The following is a 17,757-nucleotide window of genomic DNA, read 5'->3' as shown; positions in this document are numbered from 1 at the left end:
CGCCCCAGCAGGAGCGGGGAGCCCGGTCACACCAGACCACGCCGGCCAATGGGTCGGTGCGGTCAGTGGCAGGGTCTATTCATATATTCGGAGCCAGCGTCACCCCCTTCAAGGGAAGCACGCCTGCGGCTCGAGAGGGGTTGCAGGGACGTGAGATTGCGCCGCACGCCAGGCCGGCTGAATTCTGTGCAAAAGCACAGCGACAAGCGCATGCTCCTTGTCGAAGATTCCCGGATGTTCGCGACGGCGCTGAAATACGGGCTCGAGTCCGTCCATGGCATCCGCGTCACCCATTGCAGCTCGCTTGCGGCGCTCAGGGAAACGCTGGAGCAGGCGCCGGAAAGCTTCTCGCTCGCCGTGCTCGACCTCAACCTGCCGGACGCGCCCAATTGCGAGGCGCTCGAATTCGTCCTCGACAATCAGGTGCCGGCCGTCGTCTTCACCGCGGCCTTCAACGACCAAACGCGCGAAGAGATACTCGGGCGCGGCGTGCTCGATTGCGTCATCAAGCATCAGCCTGAATCGATCAACCTCCTGATCGGCGCCGTCGACCGTGCGCTTACCAATGGCAAGACGACGGTGCTGCTTGCCGATTCCGATGCCGCCTCGCGCAGCGAGCTTGCCGGTATCCTGAGAAGGCAGCGGATTTCCGTCTGCGAGGTCGCGTCCGCTGCCGATGCGCTGCAGGTGCTCGACAGCGGCGAGGCGGTCGATCTGGTCGTCACCGATCTCGATCTCGCCGACATGACCGGGGCAGCACTTCTTGCCGAAGTGGAACGCCGGCAGGGCGATGGCGCGCTGCCGGTGATCGGGCTTTCCGACAGCGGCGACCGAAGGGCGGGCGCCCGCTTTCTCGAAGCAGGCGGTACCGACTTCATCCAGAAACCGTTCCTCGAAGCGGAGTTCAACGGCCGCATCGCGCAAGCCGCCAGCATCCAGAAGCGCCTGCAGACGCTGCAGCGGCAGGCGGCCAGCGACTATCTCACCGATCTCTACAACCGCCGCCATTTCTTTCTTGCAGGCCCGCGCCTGGTGGAGCAGTGCCTGAGGCGCGGCGAGCCGACGGCGATCGCCATACTCGATATCGACCATTTCAAGCGGCTCAACGACACCTACGGCCACGAGATCGGCGATATCGTGCTGAGACACGTGGCCAAGCGCCTGGCGGTGCTGGTGGGCGAGGAGCACCTGCTTGCCCGCCTCGGCGGCGAGGAGTTCGGCATCCTCTTCAACGGCTGCGATGTGCGCCGCGCCTTCGCCTTCTGCGATGCGCTCAGGCTGGAGCTGGCGAAATCGCGGATCGTCGCCGACGACGAGGAACTGACGATCACCGTGTCGATCGGCCTTGCCACCATCGAGACGTCGGAAGCTTTCGAAAACTATCTGCACGCCGCCGATCAGTTTCTCTATATGGCGAAACATGCGGGGCGAAACCGGGTGATCTCGGAATTGGCACTGCTTGACGCGCTGGCGTCGTGAAGTCTCTGGCCGAGCCGCAACCCTCCTCCAGAAATATGATGCGCTCCGTGTCGGCTTGGAACGAAGTCGAACGTCCTTTGGTTACCCGCACATGATCAAGCGGTACGAAGAGGAGCCGACTGATGACGAATGTTGTTTCAAATCTCTGGTTTGCGAAGGAAGCGCGCGAGGCGGTCGACTTCTATATTTCCCTCGTTCCCAACTCGGCGATCACGCGCATCACCACCTTGCCGGCGGAAAGCCCGAGCGGACCGCCCGGCAGCGTTCAGGTCATCGAGTTCATGCTTGGCAATCAGCAGTTCATGGCGCTCGAAGCCGGACCGCTCGACCCGTTCAACCATGCCTTCTCGATCATGATCCAGTGCGACAGCCAGGAGGAGATCGACCGGCTGTGGAGCGCGATCCTCGATAACGGCGGAGAACCTGAGCAATGCGGCTGGATCCGCGACCGCTGGGGCCTCTGCTGGCAGATCGCGCCACGGGTGCTTGGCGACATGGTCGCCCATTCGGACCGCGAGCGCGCCAAGCGGGCGACGGAGGCGATGCTCGGCATGATAAAACTCGACATCGCCGAACTGGAGCGCGCCTTCCACGGTTAGGGTCGCACTCGTTTGTGGGGCTGGTCCTTGAGCGGAGGGAACGGAGAGCGAGGCGCTTCCAACGGCTCCGGAGGGCAGCTCCGAGGCGACTTGTTTACGCAACCATGAAGCGCTTTCTGTCGCCATGACATCTACGCGTTTATTAGCGAATCTTCTATATGAGGGGAAGGGCAGGCCAGCGCGGAGGCGCGCCTGGATGCGGAGAAGCCGATGGGGAGGGGACGACGTGAATTCGCAGACTTTTACGAGTTTTGATGGTCGTATCGGACGCCAGACCTGGTGGTTGGCGCAGATCGTTGTCTGGATTGCGACGGCGGCGGCAATGTTCGCCGGAGCGGCGCTGTTGGCGCTTTCGGGCGTCGATAACTATGCGGCGGGCTTCAGCCTCATGCATTCGCTTGTCTTCATTATCCTCATCGCAAACCTCTATTTCAGCTTCACCGTCAACACCAAGCGCTGGCACGACCACGGTCGCTCCGGATGGTGGAACCTTGCGCTGTTTGTCCCGGTCGTCGGGCCGCTCCTGGGCCTTGTGATGCTGGGCTTCCTTGCGGGAGAAGAGGGCGACAACCGCTTCGGTCCGCCGGCCGTCACAGGCGCCGAAGAGCCGAGCCAGCGGTTCGGGCGCGCTTAGCCATAGCGTGAAGTTGGCAGGCGCGGCTGCGGCGTTCTATTTCAGCTTCTGCGGATAGATCGTCTCGCCGCGCTTCAGCATCTCGACGAAGGCCTCGATCTTCTTTTTGCGACCGGCCTCGGTCTTCATGTTGTGGGTGCGGAAGGCGAGCGCGAAGCGGTTCTGGGCGCTGAGCTTGGCGAGCATTTCTTTCGCCTTGGGCTCGGCATCGATCGCCGCCTGCAGGTCGTCGGGGATTTGCATGTCCTTGCCGCTGGCATAGGCCCGATCCCAGCGGCCATCAGCCTTGGCTGCTTCCACCTGGCGCAGGCCAAACTCGGTCATACGGCCTTCTTCGATCAGCCGGGCGACATTGTCGACGTTGATCTTGCTCCAGATGCTCTTCTTGCCGCGCGGCGAATAGCGCTGCAGGAAGCTCTTGTCGTCCAGCCCCTTGCGCACGCCATCGATCCAGCCCCAGCAAAGCACCACATCGATCGCTTCCTTGGGCGTGATCGAGGCTAGCCCGGAGTTCACCTTGTGCGTCTTGATCCAGACCTCGTCCTCGCTCTGATGATGGGCGCCGAGCCAGTCGTAGAAGCACTGCAAATCCCTGAATTCGTGGACTTTGGCAGGATTGATTTCGACGGGTGCCATAGGAAGCATTGCCTCTTGTTCTGAAACGCCAGCCATTCAACCCAAAAAGAAGGAGCGTGCAAGCGGCGCGACGACGCAAGCCAAACGTGTCACAGGCAAAACGAAAAAGGGCGGATCGCTCCGCCCTTCGACTGGTCTTTATGTCGGTCTTTACCGCGCCATCTGCAGCGTCAGCTTGCGGTCGGCGCGCTCCTGCTGCGGCGAGCGGTTGTAGAGTTCGCGATAACACTTCGAGAAATGCGAGGCGGAGACGAAGCCGCAGGCAACCGCCACTTCGACGACCGGCATCGACGACTGGATGAGCAGGTGCCGGGCGCGGTCGAGGCGGATCTCCAGGTAGTAGCGGGCCGGCGACCGGCCCATTTCCTGGCGGAAAAGCCGTTCGATCTGGCGGCGCGAGAGATCGGCGCCCTCGGCGATTTCGAGCAGCGACAGCGGCTCGGCGAGATTTGCCTCCATGAGTTCGATGATCGACAGCACCTTGGCGTTCTGCACGCCGAGGCGGGCGCGCAGCGGCAGGCGCTGGCGGTCATGCGGCCCGCGCACGCGGTCGGTCAGCGCCTGCTCGCAGACGCGGTTGACGAGGTTCTCGCCGAAATCCTGGTCGATCAGGTTCAACATCATGTCGAGCGAGGCGGTGCCGCCGGCGCAGGTATAGATGTTGCTGTCGATCTCGTAGAGGTCGGCATAGACGTCGACCTGCGGGAAGCTTTCGGAAAAGCCCGGCAGGTTTTCCCAATGGATGGCGCAGCGCTTGCCCGTCAAAAGGCCGGCAGACGCCAGCACATGGGCGCCGGTACAGAGGCTGCCTACGGCGACGCCGCGGTTATAGACCTCGCGCAGCCAGGCATTGACCGACTTGTTGTTGAAATCCTCGACATAGATGCCGGAACAGACCAGCACCATCGATGGGCGGTTCTCGCCGCCGAGAAACTTGCGCTCGTCGGCGAGCGACGAGTTGACCTCGAGCGCGATCCCGCTCGACGACAGGACCTTTTCGCCGTCGGACGAAGCGAGGCGCCAGGTATAGGCCTCGTAGCCGAGCATGCGGTTGGCGATGCGGAGCGTTTCGATCGCCGCCGAAAAGGGCAGCATGGAAAAGTTCGGCACCAGGAAGAAGACGAGAGAACGCTTTTTGGTCAGTGGCTTGTTCATGAGGCTTCCCATGCTTGGCGATGGCGTATATTCGTCGCTTGGAAGATACTCTTCGGCTTGTCTGTTTGCGACATTGGCATGGAAAGCAACGACCGCAAAGAGATTTCGCATTGCGACATCGGGCGGCAAGAGGCGGTTCCGCCGGTCTTTCAGGCTTTTGTAAGGAAAGCGACAGTTTTTCCAGGGCTCTTGACGTTATCTGACAAGAACCTCCAGAGATACGCAACAATCGCAAAGCGCGCGCCAAGGTTGCATCTTCCGATTGCGACGCTTTCGGCGTCCAGTGCCGCGGTGTCGGTATAAGACAAGTCTCGCTCAGCTGGCGATGCATTGGACGTGTCGCCACGACAACCCAGTCCCGCGCAAGAGAATCCGCCGACAACACTCTCAGCCTGTTACCGATCTCCAGCGAGCGGATCAAATCAAATCGCTAACTTGAAATCCTCCACGATTCAATCAGATCGGGTTCTGTGCGGAGGCGGCAGGCGCCGATTGTATTAGCAAATGTTAAATGGTAGCGATCATCGTTGGGCGCAATCACCGATGGCGCCAGACGGCTTCACAGCTTGGCGATGCATCGCGCTTTGCCGGAAGGGGCTCTGTACGCATGTGGTTCGAGTTGCAGGAGGCTATGCCGCTATGACGCAATCGGAAAACGTACGGGTCTGGGCCAGCCGCGCTTTCATGGATTCGACACGGATCAAAGGCTTTACTGCCGATCCGCTGCCGTCGGGGATGGGCCTCGGCCAGATGGCCGAATTGAATGAAGCCGGCGAACGGATGTCTGCGGAGCATTTCCCAAAGGAGATCTTTGCCAAGTATCCGGACAAGAAGGAAAAGAAGCAGGCGCATCTCGTGCTTGCCGCAGGAGTGGTGGTGGTTTCGGCGGCCTGCGCCAATGTGCTGCGGCAATTCGGTCTCGGCCATTCCTCGCTCTATCCGATCAAGCTTTTCCAGCATGACCGCAAGACGCCGGTGGAGGGCGAGTATTTTTGTCTCAACATCGGCGAGCGCAAAGAGGCTTTCCTGCGCCAGCATTCGCAAAGGGTCATCGAATTCGGTGACGGCACATTGAGCATGTCGCCAAACCTTCAAGACGACGAAGTGGCCGTCGGTCCGGCCGCACTCGAGGGTTCCGATCTGTGGGTAAGCCCTCCCTTAAATCGCATATTTTTTCTGAGCGACCGCCTTACGCAAGCGCTGCGAGAGGCAAAGATGAGCAGGGTCTTTGGCTTCCGCACCTGCCGCATTGTCGAAGCGGACTAAACCATCGGCGGGCAGCTCTCGCTCAGGAAAGATGGGGCGCAAAGAAAAAGGGCACCGCCTTCTCGGCAATGCCCTTCATCGTATACGGCTGCTCGACCCGCCGAGGCAGGTCAAGCCGTCATTCATTGTTCGGTCTTATGCACCGCATCGTCTACCGACGGGAAGCCGATATCCTTCAGGGTGTCATAGGACAGATTTTCCAGCGCCCGTTCCTGGCGGTGACGCTTCCACGCTGCCCAGGCACGGACGCGCAGGTTGAAGAGACCCGGAAGGGACGAGTGGGAGGATGCCCGTTCCGAGGCCGATGAAAACTGAATGTTGGACATTTCATGGCTCCTTCTGAGTTTCTCAGCAGGTCGCGACCATAATCGTATATATGGCGCAACCTGATCTATCATTCCAACGAATATGTTTGATGCTTTCCATCAAACTTGGTGATTGATTAGCGGGTCCGCAAACATCACGTCGTCGCGGACTCTCTTCGGCAGTTTTGCCAGTTCGCGCCGGGCTTCCACCCGATTTCGTGCGATCTGCTTTTCGCGTCTCTGCCGGACAACGCCGTCGAGTACGGCGATCACTTGGGTAAGGGTGTTGAGGACCATGTCGTTGCTCCTTCGATCCTGAATCTGTACCACTACCTGCGACGCGGGGCTGTTACACAGGGAACTCTTCGAAGCGGCGATAACAAGCGCGGCGGCGGACATGGGCTTCTCCTTCCTTCGTCGTCCTTGAGCTTGACTATCGGTCATTGCTGATGTTCAATCAAACGAAATGAAGTGAACTTATCTTTCAGTTTTTCTGATCGAGGATGCCGCCATGAACATGATGATGCGCCACGCGCTTCCGCTTCTTGAAATGGACGTGCTGAAGACCTTTGTCGCCATCGCCGAGACCGGCAATTTCACCACCGCCGCCGAAACCGTCTACCGCACGCCGTCTGCGGTCTCGATGCAGATCAAGAAGCTCGAGGAAATGCTCGGCAGTACGCTCTTCCTGCGTGACGCGCGCTCGGTGACGCTGACGCCGAAAGGGGAAATGCTGCTCGGCTTTGCCCGCCGGCTGCTGTCGCTCAACAATGAAACGGTGTCGCGCTTCCTGCTGCCGGACATGAATGGCGTCGTGCGTGTCGGTGCGCCGGAGGATGTCGGCGAGCGCATCCTGCCCGAAGTGCTGAAGCGTTTTGCGGAGTCCTATCCGAACGTGACGATCGACGTGTCGATCGGCATGAGCAACGCCATGCGCAAGAAGGTCGACGAGCACCGGCTCGACATAGCCATCTTCAACAGCCTCACCGAGGGAACGCCGAGAAACGGCGAAATCCTGATGCAGGAGAAGCTGGTCTGGGCCGGCGCCAAGTGCGGCAACGCGCATCTGAAGGATCCGCTGCCGGTATCGATGTGGGAGGATGGCTGTGTCTGGCGGGCCGATGCGGTGGAGAAGCTGTCACGCGCCGGCCGCAAGTTCCGCATTGCTTTCTTGAGCGCCTATACGACCGGCCAGCGTGCTGCCGTTCTCGCCGGCCTCGCGATCGCGCCGCTGCCGCGCTACCTCGTCCAGGGCGAGATGGTGCAGCTTGGCGAGCGCGACGGCCTGCCGGATCTCGGCCACTACAATATCGGCCTGCAGGTGATTACTGACGCGCCGGCACCGGTACTGGCCGTTGCCGATCATGTGCGTGACGCTTTCGCCGACCTGCAGATGCAATAGGGAGGTCGCATGCGGTTCGCCGCCTTCCGCCCCCTGTCTTCCACCCTTCGGTTCTTCTCGCGGGGCGAACAACCTTGAGCGACCATCCACGCCCCGTTCTCGATCCAATCGATCGCCTCTCGGAAATCATCTTCGGGCTGCTGATGGCGCTTTCCTTCACGGGAACGATGAGCACGGTCACGGGCAGCGAGGGTGGGGTCAATGCCGTGCTCGTCGCCGCCCTCGGCTGCAACATCGCCTGGGGTATCGTCGATGGCGTCATGTATGTGCTGACGACGGCTGTCGAGCGGGTGCGCCGCCGCGGCTTCCTTGACGCCCTCCGGCGCGAGCCGCTTGCCCGCGCCCGCGAAATGTTCCTGGAAAGCCTGCCGGACGACGTTCGCCGCGTGTCCTCGCCAAAGGAGACCGAGGCGCTGCTGCTCCGGGTGAGGGCGCTTTCCTCCGATCCCAGGCACAGGGCGGTCACGGGGCATGACCTGAAAGCGGCCTTCGCCATCTTCCTGCTCGTCGTCACCTCGACGCTGCCGCCTAGCATTCCCTTCCTGTTGATCGACGATGTCGCGCTGGCGATGCGCGTTTCCAACGGTATTGCGCTCGTCATGCTCTTCGTCGTCGGCGCGCGGCTCGGGCAATACACGGGCCGTAGCCCCTGGCCGATGGCCTTTGCGATGACGGCGATCGGCGCGGTGCTGGTGGCGGTAACAATCCTGTTTGGCGGTTAGCTTTCGCCGCAGGCGCCGCGCTCGGATCAATCGCAACCGGCGTTGTGGCGCGAAGCAGCCGTGGCGTCTCGACCGAAAGGGCCGGTTCCTGGTCTGCTTGCGGTGCCGCATTTTCGAAAGCGGACGCGATGCTCCAATCGATCGTCACCCATTGACGTGGGCATTTTTCTTCACAATAGGGTCAAGCCGACGAATGTGGCGAGCGCCAGCCACACACCAACAGGAGTGTAACCGTGAGCGAACCGACCGTAGCAGATGCAACCAACCGCATTTATGAATCGCTCCAGGCGGACAATGCCGACATCGACGTGCATATTGCGACCCTCAAGGCAGCGTTGGCGCGGGCGGGGTTGAAAGAAGCCGTATTCGACCCGGCCAGGCTCGTGCAGAACAACCGTTCCGGCAGGAAGCTGATGCAGGCATACTTTCGCCAGCGCGGCGTGACGGTGAAATTTTCGGCTGAGTGAAGCCTTCGCACGACGTCAAACGGGGCCTAGCGTGACGGCTGCTTGATCACCCTCGCTGCCCCGCGCCCGCGAGAGGTTTCTCGATAACCTACCGGACGACGCGCCGCGTATCCTCGCCCAAGGAAACCGAGGCGCTGCCTTTGAGGGTGAGGGCGCTCGGCCACGATCCCAGGCACAAGGCCGTCACGGGCCGCGACCTGAAGGCGGCTTTCTCCATGGCCGCGATCGGCGCGGTACTGGTGGCGGTTACGATCGCGCTTGGAGGGTAGCTTTCGCCTGAGGCGCTTCGCTAGGCCAAGCCGGCGCTCCAATTCATGGAGTCGTCGGCGCCGGTCATGCGTCAGATTGAGGGGCTTGAACTACCCCTCACGGTCGTGCGTTCCCAAGGACCTTATCGGCCCGAAGCGGACATTAATAGTCGCCTCAGATCTCCAGGTAGAGATCCCGGTTCAGCAGTTCAAAGCTGTCATCGGTGGTATCGAGAGTACCATCCTGAAGATAGCAATAATCGCCATTCGCTTCATCGAGAAAGCTGAACCCGTTGTCGCCGTAGGATACATAAATCCCAAAAAGATCTCTGGTAGGGATTTTAGCGATATAGAGCGAGGTGGAACGTACTTCTCTGCCTGCATATTTGCTGAGCGAATCGACGGTGAAAACCGGGTAGGAAAAATCCGTGTCAAAGCCATCACGTTCGCTCAGTTGCGGCTCTTCCTGTTGTCGTCGAAACGTCATTTCGCCATCGGAAAACGAGATGGAGTACCAAGAGCCCTCGATTTTGAAAAACAGTAGGACGTGTTCAGCCAGAAGCTCTCCATCCATGTAGAACGCGCATCTGCGAAACTCCTCTATCGTCCTGCCGGCCAGCGTCTTCATCATCTCAAAAACTCAGCGATTTCTCGGCAATCAGCGCAGCCGGTATTTCCCTTGCTATGTCGCTCGCCACCAACCGTCAAACAACGGCAACTCGGCATGCCCGCAAGTGGTGCAAAGTTGCCGTCCCCTCTTGGCTCAGTCTTCGGCACTGCGTAGGCGCCTGACCGGCGAAGCGCCGAAAGGCCAGACGCTCAGGTCCTGATCGGCGCCTGGCGGATGTGGATTTCGATCAGACGCTTCAGTTCAGCCAGATCCCTGGCTTCCAGCGCATCGACCATCAGGTGGTGCTCGCGCGCCGATTGCTCGATGCGGGCACGCGTGCGCCATTGCGAAACCGGGGCCGATACCGTTCGCTGGCGAATTTCGGCGACGACGTCGACAAGTTCGGAGTTGCCGGCAAGAAGCAGAAGCGCGCGGTGAAAGGCGAGGTTGGCGTCGTAGTGCTCCATGATGGAGCCTCGGAACGACATTTCGTCGAACCGACGGGCAAGCCCACGCAGCTCGGCAATGGCCGCAGGCGTGACATTGGCGATCATCCGGTCGGCGACGCCGGTCTCCAGGATCACGCGGATATCGCTGATCTCCCGCGTGCGCTGGTCGTCAAGTTCGTAGACCTGATAGCCGCGGTTGGGATTGTGCTGCACCAGCCGTCGCTGCGACAGCCGGTCGAGTGCCCGGCGCACCTCCGGCCGGGTGCAATCGTAGCGGCGCTCCAGGTCGATCTGCTTCAGCCAGGTGCCCGCCGGCAATGTCCCGGTCAGGATGTCGTGCAGCAACAGGTCGGTGACATCCTTCTTCTCCTCGGGCTTTTCCTCGGCCGCCAGCATTTCCGTCAGATCGTCGCTCATTCCTGCCTTACACTCTCTCTTGCCGCATGGTCTTCCTCGCGCCTCACGTCGCCTGCGCGTGGCTCACGTCGCCTGCTGCGGCGAAATTGGTTCCATTTTTGGAGAAACTATGATGCTGCCCTGGACAATTCAATGCGCCAGAACGGCTTTCCTTGTCCGCCTTTCGCTGTTGTGCACATCGGTGGAAATATTTCATGACCCTCTTGTGTATCCAAAAATGTTATCATAAATTGGCGCCAATTCTGGTTACTATTGTTGCGGAAGTTAATAAACGATGAAAAATGCCGATGCCGTCTGGGACCTCCTTGAAGCCAAGCGCGAGCGGTTTTTCGTGCTCAGCGACCGGGTCTGGGATACGCCGGAAACCAACTACGAGGAGTTTCGCTCGTCGGCCGAGCATGCGCGCCTCCTGGAGGCCGAGGGTTTCCGCGTGTCGCGTGGCATTGCCGGCATGCCGACGGCGGTCATGGGCGAGGCGGGCGAGGGCGGACCGGTCATCGCCATTCTCGGCGAGTTCGATGCGTTGCCGGGCCTGAGCCAGGAGGCAGGTGTTGCCGAGGAACGGCCGCTCAGCGAAGGCGGCAATGGCCACGGCTGCGGCCACAACTTGCTCGGCGCCGGTTCGCTGATGGCGGCCACCGCCGTCAAGGATTACCTCGCCGCCAACGGCATCAAGGGGCGGGTCCGCTATTACGGCTGCCCGGCGGAAGAGGGCGGCTCTTCCAAGGGTTTCATGGTTCGTGCCGGCGTGTTCGACGATGTCGATATTGCGATCTCCTGGCATCCGGCGCCCTTTGCCGGTGTCAACAACCCGATCTCGCTCGCCTGCAACGAGCTCGACTTCCGCTTCAGCGGTCGGGCGTCGCATGCGTCGGCGGCACCGCATCTCGGCCGCAGCGCGCTCGATGCGCTTGAGCTGATGAATGTCGGGGTCAACTATCTGCGTGAGCACATGCCGTCGTCGGCGCGGATCCACTATGCGGTGACGGATACGGGCGGCAATGCGCCCAACGTGGTCCAGGCCCGCGCGAAGGCGCGCTATCTCGTTCGCGCCCGCAGCCTGCCGGAGCTACTTGACCTCGTCGAACGCGTCCGCAGCGTGGCGAAGGGTGCGGCGCTGATGACGGGAACGACGGTCACGGACGAGATCGTCAGCGGTGACGCCAACCTGATCGGCAACACGCCGCTCGAGGCGCTGATGCATCGCCAGCTCGAGCATCTGGGGCCGCCTCAGTTCGATGAGGACGACCGCAGGATGGCGGCAAAATTCCAGGAGACCTTTACCGGCGAGGATATCGCCTCCGCCTTCGAGCGGTTCGGCCTGAGACTGCGCCGCGGCATTTCGCTCTGCGACACGATCTTCCCGCCGGAAAACGGCGCCGGAACCCTCGTCGGCTCCACCGATGTCGGAACGGTCAGCTGGGTGGTGCCGACGGTGCAGATGCGCGGCGCAACTTACGCGATCGGCACGCCCGGCCACTCCTGGCAGCTGGTCGCGCAAGGCAAGCTTCCGGCCGCCCACAAGGGCATGGAGCATGCGGCAAAGGTGATGGCGAGCACGGCGATCGAGCTGATCCTCGATCCGGCGCTCATCGCCGCCGCCAAGGCCGACCACGCGGCACGGCTGGAGGGCACGCCCTTCGTCAATCCCATCCCTGATGATGTCGACCCGCCGATCCCCGGAGTGAGCCATGGTTAAGTCATCGGTCGACAAGCGAAGGGAGGCGCTGCGATGACTGGGCCCGGTTTCCTTGACATCATTAGCTTCGGGCCTGACGGCTGGGGGCCGGCGCTGGCGGCCGGCGCGTGGATGACGATCCTGATCGCGATCGCAGGTTTTGCGATCGGCGGCGTCATCGGCACCTTCGGTGCCTGGGCGAAAATTTCAGGTGGTCCGCTGCTTCGCTCACTTGCCGAAGCCTACACAACCCTCCTGCGCGGCATTCCCGACCTGCTGGTCATCTATCTCTTCTATTTCGGCGGCAGTGCCGTGGTGACGGCCGTCGGTCAATTGTTCGGAGCGGAGGGTTTCGTCAGTTTCCCGGGCTTCATCGCTGGCGCGCTTGCGGTCGGCATCACCTCGGGCGCGCAGCAGACCGAGGTCTATCGCGGCGCCTTTCGCGCCGTGCATCCGGGCGAACTGGAGGCGGCAACCGCCTGCGGCATGGGGCGGCTCCTCAAGTTCCGTCGCATCACCGCGCCTCTGACGCTGCGTTACGCGCTGCCCGGCCTCGGCAATGTCTGGCAGGTGGTGCTGAAGGAATCGGCGCTGGTCTCGGTCACGGGCGTCGTCGAACTGCTGCGCCAGGCGCAGATCGGCGCCGGATCGACCAGCCGCCCGTTCGACTTCTTCTTCATCGCGGCGATGATCTATCTCGCGATTTCCACGGTCTCGGGCCTCGTTCTTCAGGTCACCGAACGCCGGTTCTCGCGCGGCGTCAGGAGGGGCTGATGGATATCAAATTTGCCCTCGAAACCTTCTGGAGCTTGGCGGCGGCCCTGCCGCTGACGCTTGAGCTTGCCGCCACGTCGATCGTGCTCGGCTCGGTGCTGGCCCTGGGGCTGGCGCTCGCGCGTCTGTCAGGCATTCTCGCGCTCGATCTCTTTGCCCGCGTCTATGTGTTCCTGTTTCGCGGAACGCCGCTGCTCGTGCAGATCTTCCTGATCTATTACGGTCTCAGCCAGTTTCCGGCCGTGCGCCACAGCATTTTCTGGCCGATCCTCCGTGAACCCTACTGGTGCGCGGTGCTGGCGCTGATGCTGAACACGGCCGCCTATGCCAGCGAGATCATCCGCGGCGGGCTGCTTTCGGTCCCGCACGGCCAGGTCGAGGCGGCGCGGGCCTGTGGCATGGGGCGCTTCATGATCTTCCGCCGCATCGTCATGCCGCAAGCGCTTCGCCAGGCGCTGCCCGGCTACGGCAACGAGATGATCTCCATGGTCAAGGCGACCTCGCTCGCCTCGATCATCACGCTGATGGAAATCACTGGCGTCGCCGCCAAGCTCATTTCGGAGAGCTACCGGGTGATCGAGGTCTTCGTCGTCGCGGGGGTCATCTATCTCGCCATCAACTTCGCGCTGACCCGGCTCGTCGCTTTCGCCGAACACAGGCTGAGCCCGCAACTGCGCGCGCCGCTGGCGATCTCTGCCGAACTCAAGGGAGAAGCCCATTGAACATGTCCGCCGCCGTCACCGCACCGGTTGCCATCCGCGTGCACGATCTTCACAAGAGCTTCGGCCCCGTCGAAGTCCTGAAAGGCGTGTCACTTGACGCACGCGAGGGCGAAGTGATTTCCATTCTCGGATCGTCCGGATCGGGCAAGTCGACACTGCTTCGCTGCATCAACATGCTGGAAGTACCGAATTCGGGTACGATCGAGGTCGCCGGCGAGGCGATCCGGCTGAAGACGCTGAGCGACGGGCGCAGCCGTCCGGCCGATCAGAAGCAGGTGGACCGCCTCCGCTCCGAACTCGGCATGGTGTTCCAGAGCTTCAATCTCTGGTCCCACAAGACCGTGCTCGAAAACGTCATCGAGGCGCCGGTGCATGTGCTGAAGCGCCCGCGCGCCGAGGCGATGGAAGAGGCCGAAGCGCTGCTTGCCAAGGTCGGCATCGCGGACAAGCGCAACCACTATCCCTCGCATCTCTCCGGCGGCCAGCAGCAGCGCGCCGCGATCGCCCGCGCACTCGCCATGCGCCCGAAGGCGATGCTGTTCGACGAACCGACCTCGGCGCTCGACCCGGAACTGGTGGGCGAGGTGCTGCGCGTGATGCGGGGGCTGGCCGAGGAGGGGCGGACCATGCTGGTGGTGACCCACGAGATGGGCTTTGCCCGCGACGTCTCGAGCCGCGTCGTGTTCGTGCACAAGGGAACGATCGAGGAGGAGGGGCCGCCGCACGAGGTCTTCACCCGTTCGAAGTCCGAACGCTTCCGCCAGTTCATCAAGAGTTGAGATCTGCCGCGAGCTGCAGACCGATTACCAACAACCAAACCAATCAACATCCACAAAAAGGGGAATGCTGTAATGAAAAAGATGACCGCAATCATGGCTTCGGCGCTTGCCGTTGCCGCGGGGCTGATGTCCATGCCGGCTCAGGCCGAAGACAAGAAGTGGACCAAGATCACGATCGCCACCGAAGGCGCCTTTCCGCCCTATAACCTGACGAAGGCGGACGGCACGCTCGACGGCTACGAGATCGAGCTCAGCAAATATCTCTGCGAGCATATGAAGGTCGAATGCACCATCATCGCCCAATCCTTCGACGGCCTGATCCCGGCGCTCAACGCCGGCAAGTTCGACGCGATCATGGCCGGCATGTCGGCGACCGAAAAGCGCAAGGAAGTCATCGACTTCTCGATGTCCTACGGCAGCACCGGCCAGGCCTTCGCGACGCTGAAGGGCGGCGAGCTCGAAACGCTGCCGATGAAGGGCGAACTGTTCTCGCTCGCCTCCAACGAGGCCGGCGCGCGCAAGGCGGTCGATGAATTGAAGCCGCTGGTCGAAGGCAAGACCGTCGGCGTCCAGACCGCCTCGATCGCCGCACGTTTCATCGACGAATACCTGAAGGACGTCGTCGAGGTGCGCGAGTACAAGACGACCGAGCAGCACGACCTCGATCTCGTCGCCGGCCGCGTCGATTTCGTCATGGCGTCGATGGGCTATCTGAAGACCGCGGTCGAAAAGCCGGCCAATAGCGACATGGTCATCGTCGGCCCCCGTTTCCAGGGCGGCTTCCTCGGCGCCGGCAGCTCCGTCGGTCTGCGCAAGAGCGATACCGAGCTGAAGGCGCTGTTCGACGACGCCATCGCGGCCGCCAAGGCCGACGGCACCATCAAGCGCCTGTCCGAAAAGTGGTTTGGCTTCGACCTGACGCCGCAATAAGGCGGTCCGCCACCGCTCTCAACCCAAGCGCCGCGTGTTCTCTCGAATGCGCGGCGCTTTTGCGTGGCGGCGCTAACGGTTGACTCTCATAAGTAGCGCCTTATGATAAGTCATGGCTTATGAAGGAAAAGTGCTCACTGCGCTCGCAGACCCGACGCGCCGGGCGATCTTCGAGAAACTTGCCAAGGGACGTTCCTCGGTTGCTGATGTCGCCCGGTCCCTGCCGGTCTCGCAGCCGGCGATCTCGCAGCATCTGAAGGTGCTGAAGCAGGCGGGGCTGGTCACCGACGAGCCTCAGGGCCAGAGGCGCATCTATTCGATCGATCCGGCGGGCCTCGGGCCGCTCAGGCAATGGCTGGACCGCTTCTGGGAGGATCAGTTAGCCGCCTTCAAGGCGCTGGCCGAAAGCGACGAGGCTTCGGGAACTGAGCCGAGGGAACCGGAGCGATAGGGGGCGGAAGCCCTACAGTCGACACGCCTCCGCCGCGACCACGTCAGCAACGGGAGGAAAGGATATGCATATGATCGAGCCGGCGCCGGTGCGCAAATCCGTAACCGTCAACGCTCCACCGGAGCGCGCCTTCGAGATCTTCGTCGCGCGCATGGGCGACTGGTGGCTGAAGACCCACAGCCTAACGGCGAGCGGCCAGAGGGCTGTTATCGTCGAGCCCGCCGCCGGCGGCCGTTGGTATGAGGTGGGCACCTCGGGCGAGGAAAAGGACTGGGGGCGGGTGCTCGCCTATGAGCCGCCGAAGCGGATCCTCTTCGCCTGGCAGCTCAATGCCGAATGGACCTTCGATACCGATTTCGCAACCGAGGTGGAGGTGACCTTCGAACCCACGCCGGAAGGCGGCACCACCGTGCGGCTCGAACATCGCGACCTCGCCAACTACGGCGCGAAGGCGGAGGTGGCCCGTGCTTCGCTTGATTCCGACGGTGGCTGGGCAGGGCTGCTCGCAGCGTTTGCGGCGAAGGTGGGGTGAAGTGTCGAGCCCGGTTGGTTTGGCGTCGCATCGAGGGCGGCGCGCTTCCAACCTTGTTTCGAACACAATCGCCCCGTATACACCCGGCCATCGGTATTGCTTATGAGCGCTGAAAATTCTCGCCGCTCGCAATCGCCGCGTCGCTTTAGACTTTTGACCACGGATGTACTGGCACTGGTGTAAGAGCGATGATGAGGAAGGTCGGTGCGGTTTCGCCCCGGCCTTTTTTGTTGGCCCCACTACGGAATGATGATCTTCATCTGGTCATGGGCTCCCGCTGCTTTGAGGTTCGACGCTGCGCCAAGCTGCGCACGTTCATCTGAGGTTCATGACGGGTGCCGGAAAATGACCCGACGAACAACAGTTGGACGATGCCATGAAAAGAATAGGTGCAGTACTCGTAGCCGCGGCTACGGCACTGTCGGCGGTCTCGGCGCAGGCCGTGCCCATGTCTCCCGTTTCGGTGGGGCAGTCAGTTTCCCAGCCTGTCGAGTTGATCCACCACAAGCCAGGTCACTACGGCGGACCGCCGCACAAACGCGGGTATAACGGCTACCGTTACGGCGGCAACCGTTACAATGCAGGTCCACGATACGGCTATTACAATGGCTACGAGGGCTACCGCTACCGTCGCGACGGTTACCGTCGGCACAGTGACGGATGGTGGTATCCTCTGGCGGCATTCGGGGCAGGAGTGGTTATCGGTGGCGCGATCGCGCAGCCACCTCGCAGGGTCTATTCCAACGCGCCGTCTGCGCATGTCGAATGGTGCTATGACCGCTACCGCTCGTACAACGCCTACGACAACACTTTCCAGCCCTATTACGGGCCGCGCCAGGAATGCGTGTCGCCGTATTACTGATCAGCACGCCTGCTTGACGGTGGCCATGGGTTCGAAGCCTTGATGGCCATCGATGCCCCGTGGCCGCCTTCGTCCGCCGCCAGTTTGCCCTTTGGCAATGACGGCGGCCGAAAGCTTCGGGACGGCCGTCGTCTCCACCTTCCGACCAGTCTGGTGGGTTGCCCGATTTCGCGCGAGGAGCGGCAGGGTTGGCGGCCGAGAGCGTTGCGGCGAACCTTTATTTTGTTGGTGTCGGCCGCACCAGCGTGACGACGCGTGGCTTTGATGGCGCATCCAGCCATTCGATCCACTTGTCCCGTTCCTCGATCGTGTCGAAGAACCGCCAGAGCTTGTAATCTTCTTCGGTCGTCTGCAGCATCTCGCCGAGCGAGACGAGCTCCATCGGCAGCTCCACCTCGTTGCCGTCGTAGCGAATGAAATAGATGCCTTCGGCGGCGAGACGGACCACCTGGCCGGTGCCATAGGTGCCATCGGGATCGTCGACGGTGAAGTACATGCCGGTCAGGGTATCGAGAATCTTGTCGTTCATGGGTTTTGGATGCCAGTTCAAAGAATACGATTCATCAGACCGTCGCCCGCCGCCGGAATTAAGGCAAGCCGAAATATCGAGTGTCCACGTCTGGTGAAGAGGTCAGGCAGC

The 17,757-nt window shown here is 61.8% G+C and carries 23 protein-coding genes; 16 read left to right on the top strand and 7 right to left on the bottom strand.

The window, feature by feature from the left end; translation table 11 throughout:
• Nucleotides 1-210: 210 nt before the first annotated feature.
• From AC070A_RS00755 to AC070A_RS00745, 3 genes are all read left to right on the top strand, one after another.
• Nucleotides 211-1,479 carry a GGDEF domain-containing response regulator gene (locus tag AC070A_RS00755; protein ID WP_063891512.1) on the top strand — a complete coding sequence of 423 codons (1,269 nt, stop codon included), beginning with the start codon at nucleotides 211-213 and terminating at the stop codon, nucleotides 1,477-1,479.
• A gap of 122 nt (nucleotides 1,480-1,601) precedes the next feature.
• Nucleotides 1,602-2,078, top strand: a complete 477-nt coding sequence (locus AC070A_RS00750) for a VOC family protein (RefSeq protein ID WP_113737613.1) — start codon at nucleotides 1,602-1,604, stop codon at nucleotides 2,076-2,078.
• Between the two features lie 226 nt (nucleotides 2,079-2,304).
• Entirely contained in the window at nucleotides 2,305-2,712 is a 408-nt protein-coding gene (locus tag AC070A_RS00745) for a DUF805 domain-containing protein (RefSeq protein WP_158539409.1), read from the top strand.
• 36 nt (nucleotides 2,713-2,748) lie between these two features.
• Here AC070A_RS00745 and AC070A_RS00740 read toward each other — a convergent pair whose 3' ends face one another.
• Together AC070A_RS00740 and AC070A_RS00735 are read right to left on the bottom strand one after the other, a co-directional pair.
• Nucleotides 2,749-3,348 (bottom strand): YdeI/OmpD-associated family protein, encoded by a 600-nt coding sequence (locus tag AC070A_RS00740; RefSeq protein WP_057254066.1) that lies wholly within the window; start codon nucleotides 3,346-3,348, stop codon nucleotides 2,749-2,751.
• 150 nt (nucleotides 3,349-3,498) lie between these two features.
• Nucleotides 3,499-4,503 carry a GlxA family transcriptional regulator gene (locus AC070A_RS00735; RefSeq protein WP_057254457.1) on the bottom strand — a complete coding sequence of 335 codons (1,005 nt, stop codon included), beginning with the start codon at nucleotides 4,501-4,503 and terminating at the stop codon, nucleotides 3,499-3,501.
• Between the two features lie 543 nt (nucleotides 4,504-5,046).
• Between AC070A_RS00735 and AC070A_RS00730 the strand changes: the two genes are divergently transcribed.
• Nucleotides 5,047-5,769 (top strand): hypothetical protein, encoded by a 723-nt coding sequence (locus AC070A_RS00730; RefSeq protein WP_162771003.1) that lies wholly within the window; start codon nucleotides 5,047-5,049, stop codon nucleotides 5,767-5,769.
• A 122-nt stretch (nucleotides 5,770-5,891) separates the two neighbouring features.
• Here the strand turns inward: AC070A_RS00730 and AC070A_RS00725 are convergent, their stop codons facing one another.
• Nucleotides 5,892-6,095 carry a hypothetical protein gene (locus AC070A_RS00725; RefSeq protein WP_057254070.1) on the bottom strand — a complete coding sequence of 68 codons (204 nt, stop codon included), beginning with the start codon at nucleotides 6,093-6,095 and terminating at the stop codon, nucleotides 5,892-5,894.
• A 99-nt stretch (nucleotides 6,096-6,194) separates the two neighbouring features.
• Nucleotides 6,195-6,473 (bottom strand): hypothetical protein, encoded by a 279-nt coding sequence (locus AC070A_RS00720; RefSeq protein ID WP_057254072.1) that lies wholly within the window; start codon nucleotides 6,471-6,473, stop codon nucleotides 6,195-6,197.
• Nucleotides 6,474-6,585: 112 nt separating this feature from the next.
• Between AC070A_RS00720 and AC070A_RS00715 the strand changes: the two genes are divergently transcribed.
• From AC070A_RS00715 to AC070A_RS00700, 4 genes are all read left to right on the top strand, one after another.
• Entirely contained in the window at nucleotides 6,586-7,476 is an 891-nt protein-coding gene (locus AC070A_RS00715) for a LysR substrate-binding domain-containing protein (RefSeq protein WP_057254074.1), read from the top strand.
• A 74-nt stretch (nucleotides 7,477-7,550) separates the two neighbouring features.
• Complete coding sequence (locus tag AC070A_RS00710; protein ID WP_113737615.1) at nucleotides 7,551-8,198, top strand: VIT1/CCC1 transporter family protein; 648 nt, start codon at nucleotides 7,551-7,553, stop codon at nucleotides 8,196-8,198.
• Between the two features lie 233 nt (nucleotides 8,199-8,431).
• Nucleotides 8,432-8,665: a hypothetical protein gene (locus tag AC070A_RS00705; protein ID WP_093234639.1), complete on the top strand. Its 234-nt coding sequence runs from the start codon at nucleotides 8,432-8,434 to the stop codon at nucleotides 8,663-8,665.
• A 140-nt stretch (nucleotides 8,666-8,805) separates the two neighbouring features.
• Nucleotides 8,806-8,934 (top strand): hypothetical protein, encoded by a 129-nt coding sequence (locus tag AC070A_RS00700; protein ID WP_255571003.1) that lies wholly within the window; start codon nucleotides 8,806-8,808, stop codon nucleotides 8,932-8,934.
• A gap of 154 nt (nucleotides 8,935-9,088) precedes the next feature.
• Here the strand turns inward: AC070A_RS00700 and AC070A_RS00695 are convergent, their stop codons facing one another.
• Both AC070A_RS00695 and AC070A_RS00690 read right to left on the bottom strand, forming a co-directional pair.
• Entirely contained in the window at nucleotides 9,089-9,544 is a 456-nt protein-coding gene (locus AC070A_RS00695; protein ID WP_093234637.1) for a hypothetical protein, read from the bottom strand.
• Between the two features lie 188 nt (nucleotides 9,545-9,732).
• Nucleotides 9,733-10,389 (bottom strand): GntR family transcriptional regulator, encoded by a 657-nt coding sequence (locus AC070A_RS00690; RefSeq protein ID WP_058327032.1) that lies wholly within the window; start codon nucleotides 10,387-10,389, stop codon nucleotides 9,733-9,735.
• A gap of 274 nt (nucleotides 10,390-10,663) precedes the next feature.
• Between AC070A_RS00690 and AC070A_RS00685 the strand changes: the two genes are divergently transcribed.
• From AC070A_RS00685 to AC070A_RS00650, 8 genes are all read left to right on the top strand, one after another.
• On the top strand, nucleotides 10,664-12,088 hold the full coding sequence (locus AC070A_RS00685; RefSeq protein ID WP_093234636.1) for a M20 family metallopeptidase: 1,425 nt from the start codon (nucleotides 10,664-10,666) through the stop codon (nucleotides 12,086-12,088).
• A 33-nt stretch (nucleotides 12,089-12,121) separates the two neighbouring features.
• A complete protein-coding gene (locus tag AC070A_RS00680) occupies nucleotides 12,122-12,841 on the top strand; it encodes an ABC transporter permease (protein ID WP_113737616.1) in 720 nt (239 codons plus the stop codon).
• Nucleotides 12,841-13,563 carry an ABC transporter permease gene (locus AC070A_RS00675; RefSeq protein WP_113737617.1) on the top strand — a complete coding sequence of 241 codons (723 nt, stop codon included), beginning with the start codon at nucleotides 12,841-12,843 and terminating at the stop codon, nucleotides 13,561-13,563. Before AC070A_RS00680 ends, AC070A_RS00675 begins: the two co-directional genes overlap by 1 nt.
• A 2-nt stretch (nucleotides 13,564-13,565) precedes the next feature.
• A complete protein-coding gene (locus AC070A_RS00670) occupies nucleotides 13,566-14,342 on the top strand; it encodes an ABC transporter ATP-binding protein (protein WP_113737618.1) in 777 nt (258 codons plus the stop codon).
• 72 nt (nucleotides 14,343-14,414) lie between these two features.
• A complete protein-coding gene (locus AC070A_RS00665) occupies nucleotides 14,415-15,272 on the top strand; it encodes a transporter substrate-binding domain-containing protein (protein WP_113737619.1) in 858 nt (285 codons plus the stop codon).
• 112 nt (nucleotides 15,273-15,384) lie between these two features.
• A complete protein-coding gene (locus AC070A_RS00660) occupies nucleotides 15,385-15,723 on the top strand; it encodes an ArsR/SmtB family transcription factor (protein WP_113737620.1) in 339 nt (112 codons plus the stop codon).
• A gap of 64 nt (nucleotides 15,724-15,787) precedes the next feature.
• The gene (locus AC070A_RS00655) at nucleotides 15,788-16,255 is read left to right on the top strand and encodes an SRPBCC family protein (RefSeq protein WP_113737621.1); all 468 of its coding nucleotides are present in this window, start codon (nucleotides 15,788-15,790) and stop codon (nucleotides 16,253-16,255) included.
• A 376-nt stretch (nucleotides 16,256-16,631) separates the two neighbouring features.
• Nucleotides 16,632-17,117, top strand: coding sequence for a BA14K family protein (locus AC070A_RS00650; RefSeq protein ID WP_065376572.1), 486 nt, complete (start codon nucleotides 16,632-16,634; stop codon nucleotides 17,115-17,117).
• A gap of 217 nt (nucleotides 17,118-17,334) precedes the next feature.
• On the opposite strand, the gene AC070A_RS00645 is transcribed toward AC070A_RS00650, so the two are convergent.
• Entirely contained in the window at nucleotides 17,335-17,646 is a 312-nt protein-coding gene (locus AC070A_RS00645) for a hypothetical protein (protein ID WP_057254099.1), read from the bottom strand.
• Nucleotides 17,647-17,757: the final 111 nt, after the last annotated feature.

It is taken from the genome of Ensifer sp. GW101-20A05, assembly GCF_059424735.1.
Note: the sequence above shows the minus strand (reverse complement) of the source record. Positions and strands in the feature narration are given on the sequence as shown.

Coding starts and splice junctions, on each gene's coding strand:
- AC070A_RS00755 (WP_063891512.1), top strand. CDS start 211: ATGCTCCTTGTCGAAGATTCCCGGATGTTCGCGACGGCGCTGAAATAC.
- AC070A_RS00750 (WP_113737613.1), top strand. CDS start 1,602: ATGACGAATGTTGTTTCAAATCTCTGGTTTGCGAAGGAAGCGCGCGAG.
- AC070A_RS00740 (WP_057254066.1), bottom strand. CDS start 3,348: ATGGCACCCGTCGAAATCAATCCTGCCAAAGTCCACGAATTCAGGGAT.
- AC070A_RS00735 (WP_057254457.1), bottom strand. CDS start 4,503: ATGAACAAGCCACTGACCAAAAAGCGTTCTCTCGTCTTCTTCCTGGTG.
- AC070A_RS00730 (WP_162771003.1), top strand. CDS start 5,047: ATGGCGCCAGACGGCTTCACAGCTTGGCGATGCATCGCGCTTTGCCGG.
- AC070A_RS00725 (WP_057254070.1), bottom strand. CDS start 6,095: ATGTCCAACATTCAGTTTTCATCGGCCTCGGAACGGGCATCCTCCCAC.
- AC070A_RS00720 (WP_057254072.1), bottom strand. CDS start 6,473: ATGTCCGCCGCCGCGCTTGTTATCGCCGCTTCGAAGAGTTCCCTGTGT.
- AC070A_RS00715 (WP_057254074.1), top strand. CDS start 6,586: ATGAACATGATGATGCGCCACGCGCTTCCGCTTCTTGAAATGGACGTG.
- AC070A_RS00695 (WP_093234637.1), bottom strand. CDS start 9,544: ATGATGAAGACGCTGGCCGGCAGGACGATAGAGGAGTTTCGCAGATGC.
- AC070A_RS00690 (WP_058327032.1), bottom strand. CDS start 10,389: ATGAGCGACGATCTGACGGAAATGCTGGCGGCCGAGGAAAAGCCCGAG.
- AC070A_RS00685 (WP_093234636.1), top strand. CDS start 10,664: ATGAAAAATGCCGATGCCGTCTGGGACCTCCTTGAAGCCAAGCGCGAG.
- AC070A_RS00680 (WP_113737616.1), top strand. CDS start 12,122: ATGACTGGGCCCGGTTTCCTTGACATCATTAGCTTCGGGCCTGACGGC.
- AC070A_RS00675 (WP_113737617.1), top strand. CDS start 12,841: ATGGATATCAAATTTGCCCTCGAAACCTTCTGGAGCTTGGCGGCGGCC.
- AC070A_RS00670 (WP_113737618.1), top strand. CDS start 13,566: ATGTCCGCCGCCGTCACCGCACCGGTTGCCATCCGCGTGCACGATCTT.
- AC070A_RS00665 (WP_113737619.1), top strand. CDS start 14,415: ATGAAAAAGATGACCGCAATCATGGCTTCGGCGCTTGCCGTTGCCGCG.
- AC070A_RS00660 (WP_113737620.1), top strand. CDS start 15,385: ATGGCTTATGAAGGAAAAGTGCTCACTGCGCTCGCAGACCCGACGCGC.
- AC070A_RS00655 (WP_113737621.1), top strand. CDS start 15,788: ATGCATATGATCGAGCCGGCGCCGGTGCGCAAATCCGTAACCGTCAAC.
- AC070A_RS00650 (WP_065376572.1), top strand. CDS start 16,632: ATGAAAAGAATAGGTGCAGTACTCGTAGCCGCGGCTACGGCACTGTCG.
- AC070A_RS00645 (WP_057254099.1), bottom strand. CDS start 17,646: ATGAACGACAAGATTCTCGATACCCTGACCGGCATGTACTTCACCGTC.